Origin of the sequence: Corynebacterium sp. LaCa78 (assembly GCF_046717505.1) — a bacterium.
GTDB lineage: Bacteria > Actinomycetota > Actinomycetes > Mycobacteriales > Mycobacteriaceae > Corynebacterium.
In genome coordinates, this window is sequence record NZ_CP177112.1 from 181,048 (window position 1) to 202,602 (window position 21,555).

General features: G+C 57.4%; 18 protein-coding genes, 1 tRNA gene, 1 other RNA gene and 5 pseudogenes. 13 read left to right on the plus strand and 12 right to left on the minus strand.

Features of this window, described 5'->3' with window-relative positions; translation table 11 throughout:
- Positions 1–147 precede the first annotated feature (147 nt).
- The 3 genes from ACLI1O_RS00925 to ACLI1O_RS00935 all read right to left on the minus strand — a co-directional run bounded on the left by ACLI1O_RS00925 (position 148) and on the right by ACLI1O_RS00935 (position 2,786).
- Complete coding sequence (locus ACLI1O_RS00925) at positions 148–1,239, minus strand: AAA family ATPase (RefSeq protein WP_411706900.1); 1,092 nt, start codon at positions 1,237–1,239, stop codon at positions 148–150.
- On the minus strand, positions 1,226–1,597 hold the full coding sequence (locus ACLI1O_RS00930; protein ID WP_411706901.1) for a hypothetical protein: 372 nt from the start codon (positions 1,595–1,597) through the stop codon (positions 1,226–1,228). Before ACLI1O_RS00930 ends, ACLI1O_RS00925 begins: the two co-directional genes overlap by 14 nt.
- A gap of 589 nt (positions 1,598–2,186) precedes the next feature.
- Positions 2,187–2,786, minus strand: a complete 600-nt coding sequence (locus ACLI1O_RS00935; protein WP_411706902.1) for a hypothetical protein — start codon at positions 2,784–2,786, stop codon at positions 2,187–2,189.
- Positions 2,787–2,897: 111 nt separating this feature from the next.
- Between ACLI1O_RS00935 and ACLI1O_RS00940 the strand changes: the two genes are divergently transcribed.
- The 4 genes and pseudogenes from ACLI1O_RS00940 (at position 2,898) to ACLI1O_RS00955 (ending at position 6,050) form a co-directional block, all read left to right on the plus strand.
- Positions 2,898–4,135, plus strand: a protein-coding gene (locus tag ACLI1O_RS00940) for an IS3 family transposase (RefSeq protein ID WP_411701846.1) whose coding sequence is annotated in 2 segments (ribosomal slippage) — positions 2,898–3,225 and positions 3,225–4,135 — 1,239 coding nt in all. Because the reading frame shifts where the segments join, the coding sequence is not laid out codon by codon here.
- Positions 4,136–4,139: 4 nt separating this feature from the next.
- A complete protein-coding gene (locus ACLI1O_RS00945; RefSeq protein WP_411702026.1) occupies positions 4,140–4,622 on the plus strand; it encodes a transposase in 483 nt (160 codons plus the stop codon).
- 38 nt (positions 4,623–4,660) lie between these two features.
- Positions 4,661–5,554, plus strand: a pseudogene (locus ACLI1O_RS00950) (IS3 family transposase); the annotation flags it as partial.
- Positions 5,555–5,792: 238 nt separating this feature from the next.
- A complete protein-coding gene (locus ACLI1O_RS00955) occupies positions 5,793–6,050 on the plus strand; it encodes a hypothetical protein (RefSeq protein WP_239275893.1) in 258 nt (85 codons plus the stop codon).
- A 134-nt stretch (positions 6,051–6,184) separates the two neighbouring features.
- Here the strand turns inward: ACLI1O_RS00955 and ACLI1O_RS00960 are convergent, their stop codons facing one another.
- The 7 genes and pseudogenes from ACLI1O_RS00960 to ACLI1O_RS00990 form a co-directional block, all read right to left on the minus strand.
- Complete coding sequence (locus tag ACLI1O_RS00960; RefSeq protein WP_284869963.1) at positions 6,185–6,790, minus strand: hypothetical protein; 606 nt, start codon at positions 6,788–6,790, stop codon at positions 6,185–6,187.
- Positions 6,791–6,869: 79 nt separating this feature from the next.
- A protein-coding gene (locus ACLI1O_RS00965) for an IS3 family transposase (RefSeq protein ID WP_232208497.1) occupies positions 6,870–8,083 on the minus strand; the annotation gives its coding sequence in 2 pieces (ribosomal slippage) (positions 6,870–7,810 and positions 7,810–8,083; 1,215 coding nt in all).
- Positions 8,010–9,002 (minus strand): hypothetical protein, encoded by a 993-nt coding sequence (locus ACLI1O_RS00970; protein ID WP_284849797.1) that lies wholly within the window; start codon positions 9,000–9,002, stop codon positions 8,010–8,012. The genes ACLI1O_RS00965 and ACLI1O_RS00970 overlap by 74 nt, the downstream gene beginning before the upstream one ends.
- 478 nt (positions 9,003–9,480) lie before the next feature.
- Positions 9,481–9,837: a hypothetical protein gene (locus tag ACLI1O_RS00975; RefSeq protein WP_239268985.1), complete on the minus strand. Its 357-nt coding sequence runs from the start codon at positions 9,835–9,837 to the stop codon at positions 9,481–9,483.
- The gene (locus ACLI1O_RS00980) at positions 9,837–10,490 is read right to left on the minus strand and encodes a hypothetical protein (protein WP_239268983.1); all 654 of its coding nucleotides are present in this window, start codon (positions 10,488–10,490) and stop codon (positions 9,837–9,839) included. The genes ACLI1O_RS00975 and ACLI1O_RS00980 overlap by 1 nt, the downstream gene beginning before the upstream one ends.
- Positions 10,491–10,661: 171 nt before the next feature.
- Positions 10,662–11,135, minus strand: coding sequence for a hypothetical protein (locus tag ACLI1O_RS00985; protein WP_239268981.1), 474 nt, complete (start codon positions 11,133–11,135; stop codon positions 10,662–10,664).
- A gap of 641 nt (positions 11,136–11,776) precedes the next feature.
- Positions 11,777–12,238, minus strand: a pseudogene (locus ACLI1O_RS00990) (IS6 family transposase); the annotation flags it as partial.
- Between the two features lie 55 nt (positions 12,239–12,293).
- On the opposite strand from ACLI1O_RS00990, the pseudogene ACLI1O_RS00995 reads away from it, so the two are divergent.
- The 3 pseudogenes from ACLI1O_RS00995 to ACLI1O_RS01005 form a co-directional block, all read left to right on the plus strand.
- Positions 12,294–13,644, plus strand: a pseudogene (locus ACLI1O_RS00995) (IS256 family transposase).
- A gap of 36 nt (positions 13,645–13,680) precedes the next feature.
- Positions 13,681–13,944, plus strand: a pseudogene (locus tag ACLI1O_RS01000) (integrase core domain-containing protein); the annotation flags it as partial.
- A 92-nt stretch (positions 13,945–14,036) separates the two neighbouring features.
- Positions 14,037–14,360: pseudogene (locus ACLI1O_RS01005) on the plus strand (IS481 family transposase); the annotation flags it as partial.
- A gap of 106 nt (positions 14,361–14,466) precedes the next feature.
- On the opposite strand, the gene ACLI1O_RS01010 reads toward ACLI1O_RS01005, so the two are convergent.
- Positions 14,467–14,555, minus strand: a tRNA-Ser gene (locus ACLI1O_RS01010).
- A 198-nt stretch (positions 14,556–14,753) separates the two neighbouring features.
- Between ACLI1O_RS01010 and ffs the strand changes: the two genes are divergently transcribed.
- From ffs to ACLI1O_RS01040, 6 genes are all read left to right on the plus strand, one after another.
- An RNA gene (ffs, locus tag ACLI1O_RS01015) (signal recognition particle sRNA small type) lies at positions 14,754–14,850 on the plus strand.
- Between the two features lie 64 nt (positions 14,851–14,914).
- A complete protein-coding gene (locus tag ACLI1O_RS01020) occupies positions 14,915–16,186 on the plus strand; it encodes an aminotransferase class I/II-fold pyridoxal phosphate-dependent enzyme (RefSeq protein ID WP_239268979.1) in 1,272 nt (423 codons plus the stop codon).
- Positions 16,140–16,733, plus strand: a complete 594-nt coding sequence (locus tag ACLI1O_RS01025) for a suppressor of fused domain protein (RefSeq protein WP_239268977.1) — start codon at positions 16,140–16,142, stop codon at positions 16,731–16,733. Before ACLI1O_RS01020 ends, ACLI1O_RS01025 begins: the two co-directional genes overlap by 47 nt.
- A gap of 18 nt (positions 16,734–16,751) precedes the next feature.
- Positions 16,752–19,280, plus strand: coding sequence for a DNA polymerase III subunit gamma and tau (locus ACLI1O_RS01030; RefSeq protein WP_239268975.1), 2,529 nt, complete (start codon positions 16,752–16,754; stop codon positions 19,278–19,280).
- Positions 19,281–19,336: 56 nt separating this feature from the next.
- Positions 19,337–19,705: a YbaB/EbfC family nucleoid-associated protein gene (locus ACLI1O_RS01035; RefSeq protein WP_005276451.1), complete on the plus strand. Its 369-nt coding sequence runs from the start codon at positions 19,337–19,339 to the stop codon at positions 19,703–19,705.
- A gap of 72 nt (positions 19,706–19,777) precedes the next feature.
- Entirely contained in the window at positions 19,778–20,434 is a 657-nt protein-coding gene (locus tag ACLI1O_RS01040) for a recombination mediator RecR (protein WP_239268973.1), read from the plus strand.
- A gap of 4 nt (positions 20,435–20,438) precedes the next feature.
- Here ACLI1O_RS01040 and ACLI1O_RS01045 read toward each other — a convergent pair whose 3' ends face one another.
- Entirely contained in the window at positions 20,439–21,521 is a 1,083-nt protein-coding gene (locus tag ACLI1O_RS01045) for an HNH endonuclease signature motif containing protein (RefSeq protein ID WP_239268971.1), read from the minus strand.
- Positions 21,522–21,555 lie beyond the last annotated feature (34 nt).

Below are 21,555 nucleotides of genomic sequence, written 5' to 3' on the forward strand. Positions count from 1 at the left end.
CCCTGACGCCCTCGTGCTCCCGGTCGCTTTGCCTTCTGCCTTCGCTGCGCTCATCCTTTGGCGGCTTGGCCTGCGGCCAGCCACGTCGTCCTCGCGCGCTTCGGCATTCGGCTCCGCTCCCCTACGCACTCGGGAGAAAGGAAGCCTTTACTGAGCAAGTTCGAAGACATGCAGTTCTTGCCAGATGCCTTCGCCATCGTCGACGATAAATCGCCGTTTTCCTGCAGAGACCGGTGACGGCTCTCCGGGCTCAGGTAGTCTGCCCAGGACCATCTCCGCGTCTTTAGGCGTAGTCACCTTTCCGCAAATCCGCACGGCAGCTAGGTCGCGAATAGCCGTCGGGATAGTGTCCGCACTCATGCGCTGTGTCGCCAGGATAGTAATGACCCCTGCTGATCTCCCACGTTGGACTAGATCTTTAACCTGGCGAGTTCGGTGTTTAGCCGAGGCCTTATCTTCTTTGGACTCCGAGCCAGGCTCGAAGAGCCTTGCGCATTCGTCCAGGATTAGGACTACGGGTCTTCTCCCCGCGGGACTCTTCCAGAAATCTATTCCAGCATCAAAGCGCTTTTCCATTTCCTCTTGAGCAGAGGTGATTTCCTTCTCAGCCTTATCCAAGTCATTGCTGCTTTTACCGGAAACCACTTTTACCTCTGCATGCGGCTTTAAGGCCTGCTCGATTAGGCTGAGGAGGGCGGTTTTACCAGCTCCTGGGCGGGCCGCAAGAACAACCCCAGAGATCTCCTTTATCGAAAAACCTTCCAGACCACCAGTTGCTGTGTTGATGCCGACAAGGATGTCTCCAGTGCCTGGGTCATAAACTGGTTCCCCTCTCACGGTTTCCCCAATGTGGCATACCTCTTGTATCCACGCGTATCCGTCTTGGACACTTAGTCGTATCGGACTGCCGAGCTCTACTCCGAGTTCCTCAGCGAGCCCCTCTCGCTGCCATTTTCCTGTTTCACCAGGGGAGATGCGGATGCGTCCATCACGACGAACCCGCTTGATAGTGATCCCGAAAAGGTCGCTAAGGCGCTGCTTGCGGCGCTGTATTTTCCCAGCTAAGGGGTTCTTTCTATACCACCACAGAGACCAGGCCCACGGCATTACTACCCACAGGGCCATTGATGCAACGATAATTGCGATAGCCCAGGGGAGCGCACCCATAAATTTTTCTTGGAGGAATTCGACGTTGTCGTTCAGCGGACTGAGGAAGTCTTCACCGCTAGAGTATCGCATCGCTGCCCTCCTCCACGCGCTCTACGCCCGTCGCCTGTAGAAAAAGGGATCCTTCTACCGCGCCGGCCATAAGGCCGGTGATACGAACTTTGTCTCCGACAGAGACACTTGGACGTTCTGGCGCCCACACAGTGATCGACTGTCGGCGAATCTCGCGCTCTAAGGCTCCGCCCGCGCCTTCCTCCTCGCTCATGACGAGCGAAACCTGCATTTTCCAAGCGCTGCATCCTGGGAAATAGGAATTTGTTTTAGGCATGTCGCCCTTAGTCTCGGGCTCCGTTGGTACTGTACGTACGCGCACGCCTTCGAGGGTCTGGTAGACAGGCACCAGATATGATGGGATACTGAGATTGAGCATTATTCGCTCATCTCCTTTCTATATATACAGGGGAATTGAGTCCTCTCGGGTCAGCCGGCAAGCACGCCCGAGGGGACTTTGCGCTGTGCGCACCCTTGAGACTACGCATACTCCGCCCCCACCCGCAAGGGGGTGGGGGTTGACGGGGGTGAAGCACGTGTGTAATTCTGGTGTGTTAACCGTACGTCATGGCGTACGGCGCGGCGTATCATAGTTATTGACGCATGCGGCATTTATGCAGGTGACCCTCGAATATTCCTTTGCAGTTGAAAACTGTTTTCTCTGAAGGAAAAGGGAAAATACACCGCTAAAGATTTTGCTCGCGATAGCGATACCGCCGCGGCACGGGGGGTAATAGATCTACGGAGGAAGCCTCTGCGGTACCTGAAGATGCACACCCCTACGGCCTTGTCTGCGCAATAGATGTCCGATAACGGATACTATGCCCGGCATTTGGACTCTTTAGATTAGAGTTACGGATCCCCGTCCTACTGCAGTGAGCTCATCAGACGGGACTACTTTCAATCGTTTAACCACTGTCTTATGACACGTTTTAAGGGGGGTAGGGATAAAATTTTTATGTTTATCCTCAGCACCTGCGGAACCTTAATGTCCAGCAAGGGTGCCACGTAATCTTCCCCCCGTTAGGTTCTTGGGCTTTCAGCTTTCCCCAGCTAGGTCCAATGATATTAATAATTGGAGTCCAGAAAGCGAGGGCGATGACCCAGTCCTCTAATATTGCCAAGCCTCCCTCATCAGGTGGCGCCTTTGTTATAAGCCTGATGGCCCAGATAATAAGCAAAAGTACCCAAGCGAAGAATGTGGTTCTTTCTAATGAATAGTCGTCTGGATTATCCGTTATTTGATGATTGTTCTCAGATACGGTAGTCATCCAAGTGGCTCGCGATAGAAAAATGAAGCCACCACATAGAGCAAGAATTGCCATCACTATGACACTTGCCAAGTTTCCTTCATTCTTGTGAATCGTAATCCCCTGTAGAATAGAAAAAACAAGAATTAACAGGGCTAATACAGCAAGGGCTTCGTTAATTATAAAATATATTTTGGTATGTGGGTTCATTGGAAAGGTATTACATCTGTCGTTCTGTAAGGCTAGAACCGTGTACCCCTTATCTAAAAGGAATGATTTTGTTGCGCTCCTTGCCTTATCTCTTGCCTCGTAAAGCATAGGAGTGTCGGTACCCTTTTATGATTAGGTAAAACTAATCGGGACCTGACCCCCAGATGGTGGACACCTTGAAACCAGCATCTCGCTGGGGAAGTGAGGTACCTTTCCACCATGCCACGCAAGACCTACACCGAGCAGTTCAAGCGCGACGCAGTCTCGTTGTACGAGTCGACCCCCGGAGCAACGCTCAACGCGATCGCCTCCGATCTCGGGGTCAACCGCAACTCCCTGCGCACCTGGCTCGACGCCTTCGGCACCGGCACCAAAACCAACGCCAACGGTGAAAAAGTCGCCAGCCCCATTGCCGCAGCCAACAGCGCACGCACGCCTGCTGAAGGACTCTCCGACGCCGAACGCATCCGCGTGCTGGAACGCGAAAACGCCAAGCTCCGGGAGGAACGAGAGATTCTCCGCAAGGCGGCCAAATATTTCGCGGAAGAGACGAACTGGTGAACCGCTTCCGGTTCGTTGATGACAACCGAGGCCTCTACGAGGTCAAGCGGTTATGTGAGGTTTTGAAGATCAACCGGTCCTCGTATTACAAATGGAAATCAGCTGCTCCTGCCCGCCGGCGACGCGTCCTTGACGACGCGGTGCTGGGAGCGAGGATCAAGGCCGTGTTCACGGCCGAGAACGGTTGTTACGGGGCGAAACGCGTGACGGCGGCCATCAATTCCGATCCAGCCAACGACGACCTTTTCAATCACAAGCGCACCGCCAGGTTGATGCGCCAGATGGGCCTGTTCGGCTACACCAAAAAACGCCGGGTGAAGACCACCGTGTCTGCGAAACGGGCTCCGAAGTTGCCCGACCTGCTGAAACGCCGGTTCACCGCGGAGAAACCGAACACCATCTACGTCGGCGATATCACGTACCTGCCGATCGCGGACGGGTCGAATATGTACCTGGCCACCGTCATCGACTGCTATTCGCGGCAGTTGACCGGTTTCGCGATCGCCGACCACATGCGCACGGAGTTGGTCGAAGAAGCTCTCACGATGGCCCACGGGGTCCGAGGCAACCTTGACGGGGCGATTTTTCACTCCGATCATGGCAGCGTCTATACCTCTGGGCAATACCGGAAGCTGTGTGAACGATTCGGTGTCACCCAGTCGATGGGAGCAATCGGGACGAGCGCGGACAACTCGTTGGCGGAGTCGTTCAACGCCACGCTGAAACGGGAAGTCCTCCAGGACGAGTCCGTTTTCCCAAGTCAGATCGTATGTCGTCGGGACGTGTTCCGGTGGTGCACGCACTACAACACCAAGCGCTTGCACTCGTGGTGCGGCTATCGCTCGCCGAACGCCTTCGAAGCCGCCGGATCAGCTACACTTACTATCGCATCTTGATTAAATCCCCGTGTCCACTTTCCGGGGTTCGGGCCCCATGTATTTGGCCACAGTCATTGACACGTATTCACGTAAACTTGCAGGTTATGCACTCGCAGACCACATGCGGGTCTCACTGGTCATCGATGCCCTAGCCCACGCACATGGTGTGCGTGGCAGTCTTGACGGGGCTATTTTCCATTCTGATCACGGCAGTGTGTACACCTCACAAACCTTTAGGAACTACTGCTCGTCGTTAGGTGTCCGCCAGTCCATGGGAGCGGTGGGAACTAGTGCCGATAATGCCCTGGCAGAGTCATTTAACGCCACCTTAAAGCGAGAAGTCTTGCGTGATCGGAAAGTCTTTGACAACCCAATTACCTGTCGCCAAGAGGTCTTCCGGTGGTGCATGCGCTATAACACGCGCCGGCGGCACTCCTGGTGCAATCTCGTAGCGCCTGATGTCTTTGAAACCAAGTCTTCGGCTATACTGACCACAGCAGCATAGCTAGCCCCCGATGTGTCCACTTTTCGGGGGTCGGGCCCATCCGCTTCCAGTTTGTCTATGACCACCGAACCGAATACTCGGTTAAGCGGATGTGCCACGTTTTAAAGCTGAATCGTTCCTCGTTTTACAAGTGGGTGAGCACCCGCAAAAAGCGCAGGTTAAAAATATATTCTGACGGTCTTATTGGTGCAAGAATCACAACCATCTTCGATGATGAGCATGGTCTTTATGGGGCTAAACGCATCGCCGCAAGCCTTAAGGAAGACCTGGCGTATACCCCGGTCAATCACAAGAAGGTTGCACGCATCATGAAATCCATGGGACTAAAAGGCTTTAGCAAACGGCGTCGATGCATCACCACCAGGCGCAAGCCTGGTCACCGTGTCATGCCAGATTTACTAGGCCGTACATTCACCGCCAACGAGCCGAACCGTGTGTATGTCGGCGACATTACCTACCTGCCGTGTAAGGGCGGCAAGAACATGTATTTGGCCACAGTCATTGACACGTATTCACGTAAACTTGCAGGTTATGCACTCGCAGACCACATGCGGGTCTCACTGGTCATCGATGCCCTAGCCCACGCACATGGTGTGCGTGGCAGTCTTGACGGGGCTATTTTCCATTCTGATCACGGCAGTGTGTACACCTCACAAACCTTTAGGAACTACTGCTCGTCGTTAGGTGTCCGCCAGTCCATGGGAGCGGTGGGAACTAGTGCCGATAATGCCCTGGCAGAGTCATTTAACGCCACCTTAAAGCGAGAAGTCTTGCGTGATCGGAAAGTCTTTGACAACCCAATTACCTGTCGCCAAGAGGTCTTCCGGTGGTGCATGCGCTATAACACGCGCCGGCGGCACTCCTGGTGCAATCTCGTAGCGCCTGATGTCTTTGAAACCAAGTCTTCGGCTATACTGACCACAGCAGCATAGCTAGCCCCCGATGTGTCCACTTTCCGGGGGTCAGGCCCCCCACCGTCAGTTACAGATACACCACGCTACTGGACGCAACCATTCAAAGGTGAACTGTGCTGTCGTGTTTTAGGCTAATGCGCGCGCGGGGGTTTCGCAATACTCTCACGCTGGGACGCTCGCCATTCCTCCCTTGCTACAGGTAAGAGTTGTGCAGTCGTGTGATGCCGTCTTATATACAGACGTCACCCCCTGCCGTATGGCTAAACTATGGAAAATATATGTTTCCGAGCATGTAGCACTACCTGCAGCTTTTATCTTTTGGTTAAATCGTCACCCCTCCCGATTTCTGGATAAAACAATCGCGACCACGATCAATGCCGCGCCGACCATTAGCTCGTCACTATGCACACTCAGCCATGAGCAGCTGGCGGCAATGGACGCTATTAATGCGATGAATACCAGCCCGGCTTTCGGTAAAGTGAAGCGTCTTAGGCAGAGTTCAACCCTTCCTTAGCTGAGGTATGTTATGTCCATGAGGTTTTTGGACTTGGAGTCCAGCTACTTTGTGGACTCGGAGTCTAGGGACTTTGTGGACGCGGAGTCTCCCCGCTTTTTGGGCGGGGAGTCCACGGAGTTTTTGTACTGGTGCTAGTTTGGCTTCTTCCGGCGGCTTGGCCGTGGCCCAGAGAGGTTGGGTTTTAGCTCTGGGGGTTGTCGGTGCCACATGCCGACAACGTGGTTTATGTTGATTTGACCGCCGGGTGGACGCTGATTCAGTTGGATCGGTAGCGGAAATGAAAACAGTTTCTCACCGTCGTGATCAGTAAAAAATTCCACATAGTCATCGGCTACGCTGCTGTAGATGGCTCGATTCTTGAAGCGCAGCCCGACGTAGAGGCCGTGTCCCATAACGCGTACCACCCCGCTTTTGTTGATCCACAGCTTGTCCGGGATAGGCCAGAGTGCATTTACACCGGTAGGGCTTGGCATTACGGTTGAGGAATCGGCATGGGGTGTATCTTGCTGGATCGCCTGTGTGTCGTTACTTGGTGCCCTGTCTGAAGCTGCAACTTCAGGCAGGGCATTATCTGTCGCGACCACTGTGTCGGCTGCTAAGGCATCTGCCTGGTTGTCGGGGTGAATCCGGTGATATTGTTTCGCGATTTTTGTCCATAAAACATCTGGGTCAATCGGCTGCGTCGGTGGCTGGGCATGCGAGATAATCTCCCAGGCTTGGGCTGGGGTGATGTGCATCTTGCCCCTGAGAAGTCCTTGGTGGCGACGGCGTAGGGTTGCCCGCAAATCGTGGACACGTAGTTAAGCTGCTTAGGGGTTAAGCAGCGGCCTTCTTATTACCATTTTGATCAGCGAGCTGGGCTTCGAAATCGACGGGGCTTACCATCCCGATGGACGAGTGGCGACGGCGCCGGTTGTAGACAATCTCAATCCAGCGAGCCACCGCCTTCCGGGCTTCGTTGCGGGTTCGCCATTCCTTCCGATCGTAAAATTCGGTCTTCAATGTCGACCAGAACGACTCGGCCATCGCATTGTCAAAGCAGACACCAGTACGGCCGACCGATTGTGCAATCCCTAGTTCTTGACAGACCTGCCACAGCTGTTCGCTGGTGAACTGGGTACCACGATCGGCGTGGAAGACCACGCCGTCGGGTACTTCACCACGCAGGGTGTAAGCCATGCGCAGTGCACGTTCAACTAGGTAAGAATCCTGCACACTATCCATGGACCAGCCTAGGACTCGGCGGGAGTGTCCATCGCGGATAACGCATAGGTACAGCCAGCCCTCATTCGTGCGTAGATAGGTAATATCCGACATCCACACTCGATTAAGCTGCCCTTGATCAAATAGGCGTTTCACTAGGTCTGGAAGCGTTGACTTCCGCTTGGATTGAATCGTCGTTACGGGAACAAACGCCCTGGGTGAGATGCCTTCAATACCCATCATCCGCATGCGTTTGGCCACGGTTTTGCGATTCACATAGACCCCACCCTCGGCGAGTTCTGCAGTAATCCGTGGGGCACCGTAGACTTCGTCAGAATCTTCCCAGATGTCATGAATTTTCCTGTCTAACTGGTCGAGGAATCTCTGACGCTGATTTTCACCACGAAGCCGTACTGCTTGAGCCTTTTGCCATTTATAGTAGCCAGAACGAGAAACCTCTAATAACCTGCTCATTCGTTTGATGCTGTAGTTCGCCTTCTCCTGCTGCATTAGCTCAAATTTTTCCGATCGCGTTGCTTCGCAGCGAAGAAGGCGGTGGCTTTTGACAAGAACTCATTATCCATCTTGGCCTCAGCTAACTCACGACGCAGGCGAGCGTTTTCGGCTCGTATATCGGCATCACTGCGGCCATCTACCGAGCCTTGGCGTTCCCGCTCAAGTTTGACCCACCTGCCTAAAATTGTGGCTGATACGCTAATTTCCTTAGCCACATGAGCGATTGGGCGCCCAGACTCAATGACCAGTCTGGCGGCCTCCTGCCGGTACTCCGGGGTGTACTTCTTCCTTGACGAACTCACAATGAACATCCTCTCCTACGGACACAAGATCCGTACTAATAGGGTGTCCACTAAACGAGGGTAACCTCAGGCGTGTGTTGTAGAAGTTGCGGTAGTCGACAATCAGCTGTTGGACCTGCGCCAGCGTCGTCGGGGTACGAGCATCCAAAAACCTGGTCATGGTTTGGTGCGATCGCTCGTCTTTGCCTTGCGTCGTGGGAGCAAAGCCCGCACTTGATTGAACTCCCAGGCTGGCGAGCCAGCGTTCGGTTTGCGACAGCCGGCCGCGATGGTAGGTGGCAAAGGCATCACCGTTGTCAGAGAGGACTTCTTGGAAAAGTCCGTAAGCATCAATGGCTCCACTTAGCGTGATGCGGGCATCGGTGCCGTTTTCTGGAGTTCCAAAAGCTTGGGAGCCGACGTCGAAGCGGCTGGCATCGTCGACGACTTGGTAGATAGTCACTTGCGTGTGAGGCACATCGAAGAGTCTGTAGGCAAACGCATCGATCTGCCACAGTTCATTGACTTCGCCCCTGGCAAAGTGCCTGTAGGACTTACGCGGTCGTTTACGTGCATTGATGTCAGCGACGCCAGCCTCGTGCAACCATTGTGCGATTAAAGCTCGTGACGGTGGTTGGTCGTAGCCGAGTTCGTCGAGGAAGAAGTAGAAGATTGACCATGGGCCGCAGTCTTGGCCGCGGGCTCTTAACGTACCGCGAGCTTGCAGGACCTGTTGTCGAATCTTGTCATCGTAGACCCGTCGCGGGTTCAGTGGTGCCGTGCTGTCGGGCACGATGCCAGCCCGCCCGCGTTCGGCGATACGTGCTTTGATGTTGTAGTACGTCTGCTTCGATACGCCGATGTTCTTGCAGAACTGCTGGACCGTGATGCCCTCACGGATGGGGTCGAAATCCGCTATCTTCTTGCGGAGAGTAATGGGAATTGCCATCCCCACATTGTCAAGAAGCCAGAGTCCAAAAAGTCGTTAGACATCCTGTCCATAAACTTCCTGGACTCCGCGTCAAAAAACTAACTGGACTCCGAGTCCAAAAAGTCAATGGACTCCGAGTCCAAAAAGTCACTAGACATCACATCCTTAGCTGAGGTAGGAACTAAACCCCGGACGCTTCATCCCCCTAGGCGTGTTCCGTTTAGGTTAGGTCGGAAACGAGAAAAGGGCATCAAGGGCGGATTTCAATAACTCCTTGTGGCGGGATTCTGAATCCAAATCTCCCTGACACTCTCAAGGCGTCACAACTCCATAGTTAAGAGCTACTTAACCCTTATGTACCCTTTTTGATAGATGCACCAATTTGGCCACAGTACCCGCATGAGTACTGTGGCCAAGTTTTGGAAGACAGTTTAGCAAGATCCTATCACTTTTTATCAAGTGATTAATAAACTGCTAGCTCCACTTAAAACACCGATCATGCCGCTGCTCGACGAAAGACTATATGGTTATTGGGCCAGAAAAAGTAGCAGATGGCTAGGAACGCCACGACTATTCGCCCAACCAAGCTAGGGAAGAAAGCTGTAATAGCTATCGTTGCAGCAAAGAGGAAAATGGAACGCACACGATGCATCCAAGGAGATACCGCTTTTTCACCCATGATCATGGAAATACCAAAAAGGATTACTCCCAATATTGAATAGAGCCACAAATATCCAGAATTGAAAAAGTGCTCAACTCCATGTTTCTCAATAATATCCGAGGGGAATATAGTGACAAAAGCCCACAGAGATTCTGGAAAGCGAATAAACTTTGGATCTTTATCCGTCCGCATTAGTCATCCTCAATCTCTGCGGTAATTGGCGGAAATCCCCACTTAGAGTACCAGGTAATACCTTTACCCTGCGCGACCGCCCCTGTGATTTTAGTAGCGAGATCGACAAAGTAAGTTGCCCCAAGAAGGCCGGCAGCGTCAGAAATAGCAGCTCCGATCGGCCCGCCTGCTACAGCACCCCAAGCAAAGAATGCCGCCTCAAGAGCAGCTGGCCCTTCCATTGCCGCTGCGGTAAGAGTTGCAGCCGTCCCAACCGTCAAATCGCTATTTGATATGTGGCCGAGCTTGTGATCATATGTAGTGACAATTTTTGGCTCGTTTTCCTTGTGCTGAACAATGCTTTCATCCTCAGCAAGCACTGAGTGGAAAAAACTGACATCTTTGTCTTCGAAACCATAATCACTACGAAGCTGATCATCGTTGAGATCGGACTTGAGGTTACCCTCATCGTCGTAATCAATATGTTCACCGACGTTACTAATTAGCTCAAGCTGCTTCTTCTCTTCAGGAGTGATCTCCTTAAGAGACCTATCAAATTGCTCTTCAGACCAAACAGGAGTTTTCTCTGCTTGTTCAACCGTTTCGGCAGAAGCTGCGGGGGCAATACCTGCAGTGATTAGAGACACAACTGTCAGAAGTGCGACTCGATTCATGATAGAACCTTTCTGTATCGATAGGCGGAACAAATCTAGGATACACGCCATCCTGACATCCCGCTTCTCAGATGAGCCGCATCCTACAGCATGTGGAATACTCTCGCTGGTGGAATGAGAATTGCGGGATTCCCGATGTTTCATAAATGAGAGTTCTCGCCTGTGATAGGTTCAATCAAAATGATATTCGCGAATTGCTCCGAGTAGCCAACACGGCTTTGAGCCATTCAATAAGCCCGAACCCGGTAGCTCCAGGGGCAAGCTCGAAGGTGCTGCGCCGGACGAAGGAGCCATCGGCGGGGACTGCTCGAACAGCCACCAGGTTTTCCCGTCGGTGAGGATTCCGTTGTAGCGGGAACCATCTTGGCTCATGTGGGTAGTGACGTAGCCAGCGAGTTGGTTGATGTAGTCCGCGTCGGCGCTCTCGTTGGTGAGCCGCTTTTTTACTTCGATGACAGTGGCTCCGGTGGCGATGTCGATTCGTCGGTGAGAACCATCACCGATCTGCTCTTCCAACCGTGGGGTATCCAGGTCGAAGTCGGCGGTAGTCAGCAGGGTCTTGATGTCGGACTGAATGTCAGCTTCAGTGCGCTCAGTGGCGTCTGGGGACGCCAGGCGAGTGATCAGGGATTGTGGTGTGGTCATGGCTTTCTAAGGTGGGTAGGTAAGTCTTAGTTGTTGATTCTTTCACAACGCACCCGTAACAAGGGCTGGTTGGTGGCAACCAAATCTTTGATTTGGGCGGCAGCCCAACGAGCCGCAAGGCGAGGCGGGAGTATAAACCATAACCCACAATATGACGGTTCTGTTGGTTGATCGGCTGGGGATATAGATCTACAGGGATATAGTTATAAGCCACCTGGGAAAATAGGTAAACCCCTGTGTATAACTAGCAAGATGATGGCAGATCAGCGCAAAGTGCTTTCAGGTAAAAAGAAAGCGCGCCGGAGGGCGCTAGTCTTCTGTGTTCTGTCTAGTCGAGTTCTGGACGAGACGGCCGCTGTCGGACTGAGGTGACTGTCTTGATCAACGTGACACCGGTCAGTATTGGAGGTAATTCCAGCGTTAGGCCACACACAGAATGTCATGGATGGCCTTCTTGATGTCGTTGCGAAAGTTTCTTCGCTCTACCGCAGTAGTCCATTTTGTCGAAAAGTTCTCGGCGATCATATCCGAGGTGAAGGTGTAGGCTTCCCGATTGTTTTAGCGGTACTGTTGCAAAGTTGGGCGGAGAGCAGCGAAGACTCAGTTTCTCATTCCCTGACGGCCGCTGCGTGTGGGCGTTGTTAGGCCGTCTCGAAGACCTGGTTGACGATCACCGCGTCCGGGTTCGGTTGCCCGTAGGCAAACATCGCGCCTAGCCCTTTCCGCAATGAGTGCATCGCCTCCATCCCTTTCAACGTCCGATATGCAGATATCCGGTTCTTAAACGCGCCTTTTGGCCCGAGGATCCGCTTCAGCCGACCATGGTCGCCTTCCAGGATGTTGTTGAGGTATTTCACCTGCCGGTGTTCCACTGTTGGCGGGCAGATTCCCTCTGACTTCAACTCGGCGATTGCCCTGGCTAGGGAGGGTGCTTTATCGGCGTTGATCACTCTGGGATACCCGGCTGACGCATTGGATCTGACGGCCTTGGCCAGGAAACACTTCGCTGCGGCCACGTTCCGATTCGAAGAGAGGTAAAAGCCCAAGGTCTGGCCACCAGCGGTGATCGCCCGATAGAGGTAGCACCACCTGCCGCCAACCCGAGAGTGTCAGGAAGTTTGTGTGTGAGGCTCTGATCTAGAAGGAGTTTCACCGATAATGACTACGGTGTCACCGAAGAAAAACCATGACCCGGCGAGGGTCAACGAGATCAGTAAGAAGCTGATGGAAAATCCTGAAATCGCCAGCTTGATCAGCGAGCTGTCGACTTCTGCTGATGATGCAAGCGAGCTGGTCAAAGGCCTGCTGCAGGCATCGATCAACGCTGGTCTTAAAGCGGAGATGGATGCGCATTTGGGCTATAGCCATTGCGACCGCAAGACGAAAGCCCAGGTTGGCCCCGCCCAAGGAAGCAATCACCGTAACGGGTCGTACACCAAGACCGTCAATTCTGGCTACGGCGCGGTGGAAGTGACCGTGCCCAGGGATCGTGCCGGCACGTTTACTCCTCGGATGGTGCCCAAGGGTGCACGTCGGCTCACAGAGCTCGACGACATGATTATCTCGCTGTACGCCGGTGGGATGACAGTGCGCGATATTTGCCACCATCTCGCAACCACTCTTGGTGTGGATATGAGCCCGGATACGATCAGCACCATTACCGATGCGGTCTTGGACGAGGTCATGATCTGGCAAAACCGCCAGCTCGACGATTTTTACCCGGTGCTCTTCCTCGACGCGCTACGCGTCAAGATCCGTGACGGCCACCGCGTGGTCAACAAGGCTTGCTACATGGCGGTTGGTGTCGACATGGACGGCATCAAGCACATCCTGGGATTGTGGATCGCGGACAGTGAAGGAGCCGCATTCTGGGCATCGGTGTGTGCGGATCTGGCCAACCGCGGTGTCCAAGACGTGTTCATCGTGTGCTGCGACGGGCTTAAAAGGCCTGCCGGAAGCCGTGGAGGCAACCTGGCCGAATTCCATGGTGCAGACCTGTATTGTGCACCTGATTCGGGCTGCGAACCGGTGGGTGTCCTACCAGGACCGTAAAGCAGTCTCCCGCGTACTGCGTGAGGTCTACACAGCCGCTAACGAGGACACTGCACGTGCCAGCCTGGATGCCTTCGAGGCCAGTGAACTTGGCCGGAAATACCCCTAGTCGGTCAAAGTCTGGCGGGACGCATGGGAGCGGTTCGTGCCGTTTCTGCAGTTCCCGCCAACGGCCAGGCGAGTGCTCTACACCACCAACTCCATCGAATCGCTCAACGCCCAACTGCGTAAAGCTACCCGTAACCGGGGGCAATTCCCAAACGATACTGCCGCACTGAAGACGCTGTGGCTGATGATCTGCGACATCGAAGACAAGCGCGCTGCCCAGCGAGCGAAGAAAACAAAACGCGACGTTGAATGCAACGGCTATATTGAAGGAGCGAAAGCCACCGGGTGGAAACAAGCCATCAACCAACTAGCTGTGGCCTACCCCAACCGATTCGCGGATTACTTGTAAACCAAGCCCCCGCACACAAAGAATCGGACACTCTCCCGTGGGACACAATTTACCAGCGAGCAGCTCTGGGAGGTGTGCCGCAATTTGGGCATTGCTCAATCCGTGGGGCGTACCGGAGTGTGTTTCGATAACGCGATGGCCGAGTCGTTCTGGTCGACGCTTAAGACCGAGTTCTACGACCGGAAACGCTGGGCAACCCGCGATACTGCGCGTCAGGCTGTGGCTTACTGGATTGAAGTAGTCTACAACCGTCGACGTCGGCACTCCGCCCTCGGGATGGTCAGCCCCGTCGATTTCGAGAACCACACCAGCCTAACCACCAGCAGAAAAGAATTAGCTGCCTAACCACTAGGTAGCTCTACTACGTGTCCACGATTTGCGGGCAACCCTAACGCCCACACCGCGCACTAGGACGACATACCCCACACCACAGCTACACCACCGGCACAAAAGCCAGCCCCAACGACAATCCCACACAAGAATGGCGCACCAGAAAAGACATCGTCTGGGACAACGGCAAAGTCACCGTCCGCTACGCCGGCAAACTCTTCCACCTAGGCATCGGGCGCGCATTCAAGAAACAAAAAATCCTCATGGTCATCGCCGACAACCACATCACCACATCACTAGCTGCGACCGGAGAAATCATCACCGAGCACTACATCGACACAGCCCGCGACTACCAAAACCCTACTGGAAAAAGGAGCCCCACCCCTAGACCCAAAACACGAAAAACCGGCACCCCAGAACAAAAACAACTGAGATGCCGGTTCGTCAACGATGTCGCGACTGACCTGTCAAGTATGTCGCGACTCATGACAATGGCGGAGGATGTGGGATTTGAACCCACGAGGGGCGTGAACCCCGCACGCGTTCCAGGCGTGTGACATAGGCCGCTAGTCGAATCCTCCGAGAAGAAACATTAGCAGCCGTAGCAATTAGAATGCCAATCGCCTGGTCAGACGTAATTTCTGGGCAATTATTGGGTTTCGGTGGGGCAGGGGCCGGCGATCGCTGTGCTGCCGCCGCTTGCCGATGCCCCCGTAGCCTTCCGTCTCGCCCCGAGAGACGCGTATTTGGCTAATGCGGGTTGCGGGCGTTAAAGTAAGGGCAGGATTCCGCGTGGCGTCCATCCTCTGAACTCCCCCAGGGCAGGAATGCAGCAAGGGTCAGGAGGCTCTGACGGGTGCGCGGGGTCCCTTTTTTGTGCAGGGTGCGTTAGTATTGGTGGCTAAACGTCGCACCACACTATGGAAGGTAAGACATACTAATGTCGCTTCTCACTCTGGAATCGTCCGCCTTGGCAGAACTTGCCGCGAAAGTCCGCGAAGAATACGCAGACCTGAAAGCAAAGGGCCTCAAGCTGGATTTGACCCGTGGCAAGCCTTCGAAGGCGCAGCTCGATCTCTCCAATGCGCTGTTGTCGCTGCCGGGTGAGGGAAACTACACCGATTCTGAAGGCGCTGACCTGCGCAACTACGGCAACCTGAAGGGCGTCAAGAAGCTGCGCGAGCTGTGGGGCGAGCTTACCAATATTGACCCAGAGCTCTTGCTGGCCGGCGATAGCTCCTCGCTCAACATCATGTTCGACCTCATTTCTTGGGCTTATACCTTTGGCACCAATGATTCGCCGCGCCCGTGGAGCGAGGAAGAAACCGTCAAGTGGATCTGCCCCGTGCCCGGCTATGACCGCCACTTCGCCATCACGGAGCTCTTCGGATTCGAGTTGGTGACGGTGTCGATGGAAGACGACGGCCCGGATGTCGAGGCCATCGCTAAGCTCGCCCAGGACCCACAGGTCAAGGGCATGTGGCTCATTCCCATGTTCTCCAACCCCACCGGCGTACTCATCTCGGAGGAAAAGACCCGCCGCCTGGCGGAAATGGATACCGCGGCGCCCGACTTCCGCATCGTGTGGGATAACGCCTATGCCGTGCACACGCTGACAGACGAATTTCCGGAAGTCTTGCCAGTGCTGGACATCGCCAAGCAGGGCGGGCACCCCAACCGCTTCTGGGCCATGTCCTCGAGCTCCAAGGTCACCTTCGCGGGCTCCGGCGTGAGCTTCTTCGGCTCCTCGGCGGAGAACCTCGATTGGTACCTGGAGCACGCAGGCATCCGCGGCATTGGGCCCAATAAGATCAACCAGTTCGCCCACGCCGAGTTCTTCGGGTCCGCGGACGGCGTGCGTGAGCTGATGCGCCGCCACGCCGAGCTGCTGGCGCCGAAGTTCGCCGCCGCTCGCCGCATCTTGGACGAGCGCCTGGGCGAGTACGGCGTCGCGGAATGGACCGACCCGGAGGGCGGTTACTTCATTTCCATGGACGTCGTGGACGGCACCGCCACCCGCGTGTGGGAGCTGGCCAAGGACGCCGGCATCGTGCTCACCAAGGCGGGCGCGGCCTACCCCCACGGCCGCGATGAGAATGACCGCAATATCCGACTTGCGGTGTCGCTGCCGCCGCAGGAGGAAATCGAGGAAGCCATCGACGGCGTTGCCACCTGCGTGCTCCTGGCGGCCATCGAAAAGGCGGAGGGCTAAAATCAACGCCGCCGAATCCGCCGTGTGGCTCAGCGAGGTCATCCCGGCCCCGCTGGAGTTCCGGTACGTCGACGGGCGCAGGCTGGGTTTAGCCACGCTTGCCGATGCCCAATCCCTCGCCCTCACCACCACCTTCAACGCCGTCGATACCGGCCTGCGCAGCGATGCCGAAGGTCTGGATGTGCGCTGCGAACTGGTGACGGTGGCGCGCGTGGGCCAGCCCGAAGTCGCCGCCGCTGTGGGGGCCGCCGCCGCGAAGCTCGAGAAGGCGGGCGGCCTCTTGCCCGCGCAACCCGGCGTCTTGCTGCCATCGCTTCTTGATCTGCCCGGCGAGCCGACCGTGCACCACGGGCTGCTTATTGCCCCGTACCTCTGGGGCGGGCAGACACCGCAGTACCGCGAGGATGACCGCCTGACGCTCGTGCTGCAGCTGGTCATGCTGACGGATGCGGAATATGCGTTTGGGGTGGAAGAGGGCGTCGGCAAGCTGCAGGAAGCTGTGGCCGAGCAGGGCATTGACCTGCTGGACTGGTCGCGCGAGGGTTAGCCGGTAAACTGGCTAACCGTGGCTTTATACCGGAAATACCGTCCAGCAACGTTTGCCGAGGTCGTGGGGCAAGAGCAGGTCACCACGCCGCTATCTGCCGCCCTCGACGCGGGGCGCATCAACCACGCCTACCTCTTTTCCGGCCCGCGCGGCTGCGGTAAGACGTCTTCGGCGCGGATTATGGCCCGCTCGCTCAACTGCGAGCACGGGCCCACCTCGACGCCGTGCGGCAAGTGCGATTCGTGCGTGTCGCTCGCGCCCGGCGGCCCGGGCAACCTGGACGTGACGGAGCTCGACGCCGCCTCGCACAATGGCGTGGAGGACATGCGCGAGCTGCGCGACCGCGCCTACTATGCGCCGGCGGAATCGCGCTATCGCATCTTCATCATCGATGAGGCGCATATGATTTCCCCGTCCGGTGCCAATGCGTTGCTCAAGGTGGTTGAGGAGCCGCCGGAGCACGTGATTTTCATCTTTGCGACGACGGAGCCGGAAAAGATCATCGGCACCATTCGCTCCCGGACGCACCACTATCCCTTCCGCCTGCTTACCCCGCCCGCGATGAAGGGGCTGCTGCAAAGGACCGTCGCCTCTGAGGGCGTGCAGGTTGAAGACTCCGTCTATCCCATGGTCATCGAGGCCGGCGGCGGTTCCCCGCGCGATACCTTGTCGCTACTGGACCAGCTTTTGGCCGGTGCGGGTCCCGATGGCCTGACCTATAACCTTGCGCGCCCGCTGCTGGGGGTTACGGACGTCACGCTTCTCGATGACACCATCGCCACCCTCGCCGAGAACGACAAGGCCGGCCTCTTCGCGCAGATCGACAACGTCATCGAGGCTGGCCACGACCCGCGCCGCTTTGCCGTGGATCTGCTCGACCGCTTGCGCGACCTGATGATCCTGCAGGCCGTGCCGGGCGCCATCGATGCCGGCTTGGTCTCCGCGCCTACCGACCGCGCCGAGGTGCTCACCGCCCAAGCGCAGCGCTTTTCCGGACCGCAGCTGACCTACCTTGCCTCCACCGTCAATGACCGCATCAGCGATCTGACCGGGGCCACCTCGCCGCGCCTGCTGCTCGAAATCATGTGCGCGCACCTGCTCATCGGTACCTCGGCCGGCGCGGCGCCGGGTGCAGCTGTCGGCGCCGTGAGCCAGCCGGGGCAGTTGCCTCAGGCCACCCAACCCAGCGGCGCACCGCAATCCGCACAGTCTGGCCAGCACAACCAGGCCGGCCAAGGGGCACAACTGGCGCAGGCAGCGCAGGCAGGGCAGCCAGGACAATCGGGGCAGGCGGCACCCTCTGCGGGAAACGGGCCAGCCTTTTCGGGTGCCCAAGACCCGCAGTCGGCAGCGGCCGCCATCATCGCGCGGCGCCGCGCAAAGTCCCAGGCCCAGCAAAACCAGGCCGCCACGGGCCCTACTGCATCAGAGGCGCCTGGACAACAACGGAATCAAGCGGCCGCGGGCACCGAGGCACAGGGGACGCAATCGACATCACCATTGTCTCGGCCTGAGCAACCGGAGACAACTGCGCAGCAATCGCGTGGCGAGCATGAGGGTTCAGCGCAGTCGGCACAGCCGGCACAAACGGGGCCGGCAGCAGCTGAGAATCAGGAGCGATCTGCGTCGCAGCCTGCGCAACCGAGCGCGGAATATGCGCAGTCGGGGCAGCAGCAACAGGCTGGGCAGCCTGAGCAGCAGTCCACGGATTCGCAGTCTAGCGATGTGCCTGAAAAGGATGCTTCGGCTACCGCGGCAGGCGGCGACGTAGAAACTGACGATGGCGCGGATCCATGGGGCCAGGAGCGGCAGATTCCACAGAATGCGCCAGCCCGCGGCAACGGCCAGGCGGAACCGCTGGAGAAGCCGGTGCCGGCGGCGCCTGCGCAGGGGGCATCGGTAAGCGGTGATGACTTCGTGGATGCGGTGAAGAGGAAATGGGTGGAGCTGAGGGGGAGCGTCGGCAAGCGTAATAAGGTCGCCGAAATCATGCTTGCCGAAGCCCGCGTGCTCGGATTCCGCGATAATACGCTGACGCTGGGGCATACCACCGGTGCGCTGGCAGAACGCATCAATGCGCCGGCGAATAATTCCGTCATTGTGGACGTGCTGCGGGAGGAATTCCAGCGCGATATTCAGGTCAACTGCGTGGTGGGCACGGATCCTAAGAGCGCCGGGTTCGATGCGCCGCGGGCTCCGCAGGCCAAACCCGAATGGAACCCCAACGCGCCCGAGCGGGAGCCGAGCGACGACAAGGAGGCGGAGAGTAAGCCCGGGTGGCGCTCGCGCATTGCCAAGGCAAGCGAGGTGGCGAAGCAACGCGATGAAGAATTCGCGCGCACGCCGCAATTTAGCAACGGGGTGCCGCTGCCGCCCGAGCCGGAGGGCCCCGCGGACGAGCCGCCGCCGGAACCGGCCTATACGCGCGATGACGAAGAACGCGACATGGTCGAAGCCGCGCAGTCCGCAGGCGAAATGGACCATCGCAGCGCCACCGAGATTGCGATAGAGCTCGTGGAAAAGGAACTAGGCGCACGCCGTGTATAGGACTGTGGCACGGTAGACTCGGGCGGTAGCAAAGCTATTGAGAAAGGACGAAAGCTATGGCTGAACAAGATTCCACCCCACAACCCAATGACATGAACGACCTCATCGCGCAGGCCGCGCAGGTGCAGGCCGAGCTGCAGAAGGCGCAGGAAGAGATCCTGGCTACCAACGTTGAGGGCAGCGCGGGCAATGGCCTGGTTAAGGTGACCATGACCGGCGGCGCCGAGCTAGTAGACCTGCAGATTGATAAGTCTGTGGTTGATCCTGAGGACATCGACACGCTGCAAGACCTGGTCATGGGCGCGTTTAAGGATGCCCACGCCGCTGCGGGCAAGCTGGCACAGGAAAAGATTGGTCCCCTCTCGCAGGGCATGGGCGGCCAGGGTGGACCGTCGATGGATGACATGTTCGGCGGCAATTTCTAGCTGCGCGATATTCTAAAAAGGCCGTTGTCCCGATAGTGGGGCCGCGGCCTTGACGTAATTTTGGGAGTTGTGGTGTTTGAAGGACCTCTGCAGGACCTCATTGATGAGTTTTCGCGCCTGCCGGGCATCGGCCCGAAGTCGGCGCAGCGTATCGCGTTTCATGTGTTGCACATGGAACCGGAGGATATTGAGCGCCTGCAAAATGCCTTAGGCGGGGTGCGGGACGGCGTTACTTTTTGCCGCATTTGTTGCAATATTTCGCGCGAGGACGTCTGCCGGATTTGCATCAATTCGCAGCGCGACGCCTCCACCATTTGCGTCGTGGAGGAGCCGAAGGACATCCAGGTTATCGAGCGCACGGGTGAGTACGAGGGCCGCTACCACGTGCTCGGCGGTGCGCTGGATCCGCTGGCCAATGTTGGGCCGAAGGATTTGAATATTTCCACGCTCCTCCAGCGCCTCGGCGGGGTGCTACCGGATAGGGAGTTGGCGGATTCCACGCCAGAGGTCCCGCTTTACGACGACACCCCCACCATCCGCGAAGTCATCCTCGCCACCGATCCAAATACGGAGGGCGAGGCCACCGCGGCGTACCTGGTGCGGTTATTGCGGGACTTTCCCGATTTAAAGATCACCAGATTGGCCTCCGGCATGCCGCTCGGAGGCGATTTGGAGTTCGTGGACGAGCTGACCTTGTCCCGTGCGCTTTCGGGGCGCTTGACCATTTAGGCGTTTAGGGCACGTCGGCGGTTGGCCCGCGTGGGGCGCGGCCAGTGAAGACTGGGGGAGGCGAATTCGGCTCCGGCGGCGAGGCAGAGTGCGGCGGTGACGCTGAATTCGGCGGGGCGGCTGGTTGATTCGCGTGGCGAGGATGCGGCGGCAGCCAGGCGATGCGCCCGTTGATGCGCGCCATCCGCCCGCGCCCCGGAAGGCCGTTGATGGAATTGTGGTATGGACACAAGAGGCACATATTCGCCGGATGGGTGTGGCCACCGCGGGCATATTCGAAGATGTGGTGGGCTTGGCATTCGGCGGCGGGACGTCGGCAAGCGGGCCACGCGCAGCGCGCGCCTTCGGCCTCGAGCATGCGGCGCTGCTTGGCGGAGGCGTGGCGGGCGCGGTAGAGATTGACGGGGCCTTCTTCGGGGTGGATGAGGGTGAAAAGGCCGGCGCCGGCGAGCGTGCGGCGGATGAGGTCGGCGCCAGTGATGGTGGCACCGTTAGTCATGGCGAGGCGGACTTCGGAGCCCTCGCCGCGCAGAACTTTCAGGTAATCCGGCAGCTCGATGATGACATTGGTGGTCACGCTGGCCGGCGCGACGGCGCGGGAACCGGTGAGCCAGGCGAGGGGATTATCCTTCGCGGTGGCCCAGATATCGGCCATTTCGGCGGCGGGGCCGGTAAAGCTCAGCGTGGTTTTCTCGCCGTGCAGGATGCGGCGCCCGCCGTCTTCGCGCTCGGGCGGCGGGGCGATTTCGCGCAGCAGGCGGGTGGCGGCCCGGGACACTTCGGCGGTGGTCCCGGCGGTAGCACACAGGGTTTCGCGGAAGCGCCAGCGCTCGGTGGGATTCTTCACCCGCCGGGAGCGGCGCGCGATGAGCGCGAGCGTGGCCAGACTGTGCTGGTTGCGGCGCGCGGCGGCAAGGGCGCGGCGTTGATAGCGCGAGTGGCTTGTGGGCGCGAGGAAAGCCTCGGCGGTGCGGCGCAGCTCGCGCGCTTGGTCCGCAGGCAGGGGCAGGTCAGCGGCGGCGTAGGCCTCTTCGATCAGGTCTACGCCGCGCTTGGCGATGTCCCCCAGCTGCTCCAATAACGTCATGCCCCGCAGCCTAGGGTTGGGGCCGGGGAGCTAC

Coding starts and splice junctions, on each gene's coding strand:
- ACLI1O_RS00925 (WP_411706900.1), bottom strand. CDS start 1,239: ATGCGATACTCTAGCGGTGAAGACTTCCTCAGTCCGCTGAACGACAAC.
- ACLI1O_RS00930 (WP_411706901.1), bottom strand. CDS start 1,597: ATGCTCAATCTCAGTATCCCATCATATCTGGTGCCTGTCTACCAGACC.
- ACLI1O_RS00935 (WP_411706902.1), bottom strand. CDS start 2,786: ATGCTTTACGAGGCAAGAGATAAGGCAAGGAGCGCAACAAAATCATTC.
- ACLI1O_RS00955 (WP_239275893.1), top strand. CDS start 5,793: ATGGCTAAACTATGGAAAATATATGTTTCCGAGCATGTAGCACTACCT.
- ACLI1O_RS00960 (WP_284869963.1), bottom strand. CDS start 6,790: ATGCACATCACCCCAGCCCAAGCCTGGGAGATTATCTCGCATGCCCAG.
- ACLI1O_RS00970 (WP_284849797.1), bottom strand. CDS start 9,002: ATGGCAATTCCCATTACTCTCCGCAAGAAGATAGCGGATTTCGACCCC.
- ACLI1O_RS00975 (WP_239268985.1), bottom strand. CDS start 9,837: ATGCGGACGGATAAAGATCCAAAGTTTATTCGCTTTCCAGAATCTCTG.
- ACLI1O_RS00980 (WP_239268983.1), bottom strand. CDS start 10,490: ATGAATCGAGTCGCACTTCTGACAGTTGTGTCTCTAATCACTGCAGGT.
- ACLI1O_RS00985 (WP_239268981.1), bottom strand. CDS start 11,135: ATGACCACACCACAATCCCTGATCACTCGCCTGGCGTCCCCAGACGCC.
- ACLI1O_RS01020 (WP_239268979.1), top strand. CDS start 14,915: ATGTCGCTTCTCACTCTGGAATCGTCCGCCTTGGCAGAACTTGCCGCG.
- ACLI1O_RS01035 (WP_005276451.1), top strand. CDS start 19,337: ATGGCTGAACAAGATTCCACCCCACAACCCAATGACATGAACGACCTC.
- ACLI1O_RS01045 (WP_239268971.1), bottom strand. CDS start 21,521: ATGACGTTATTGGAGCAGCTGGGGGACATCGCCAAGCGCGGCGTAGAC.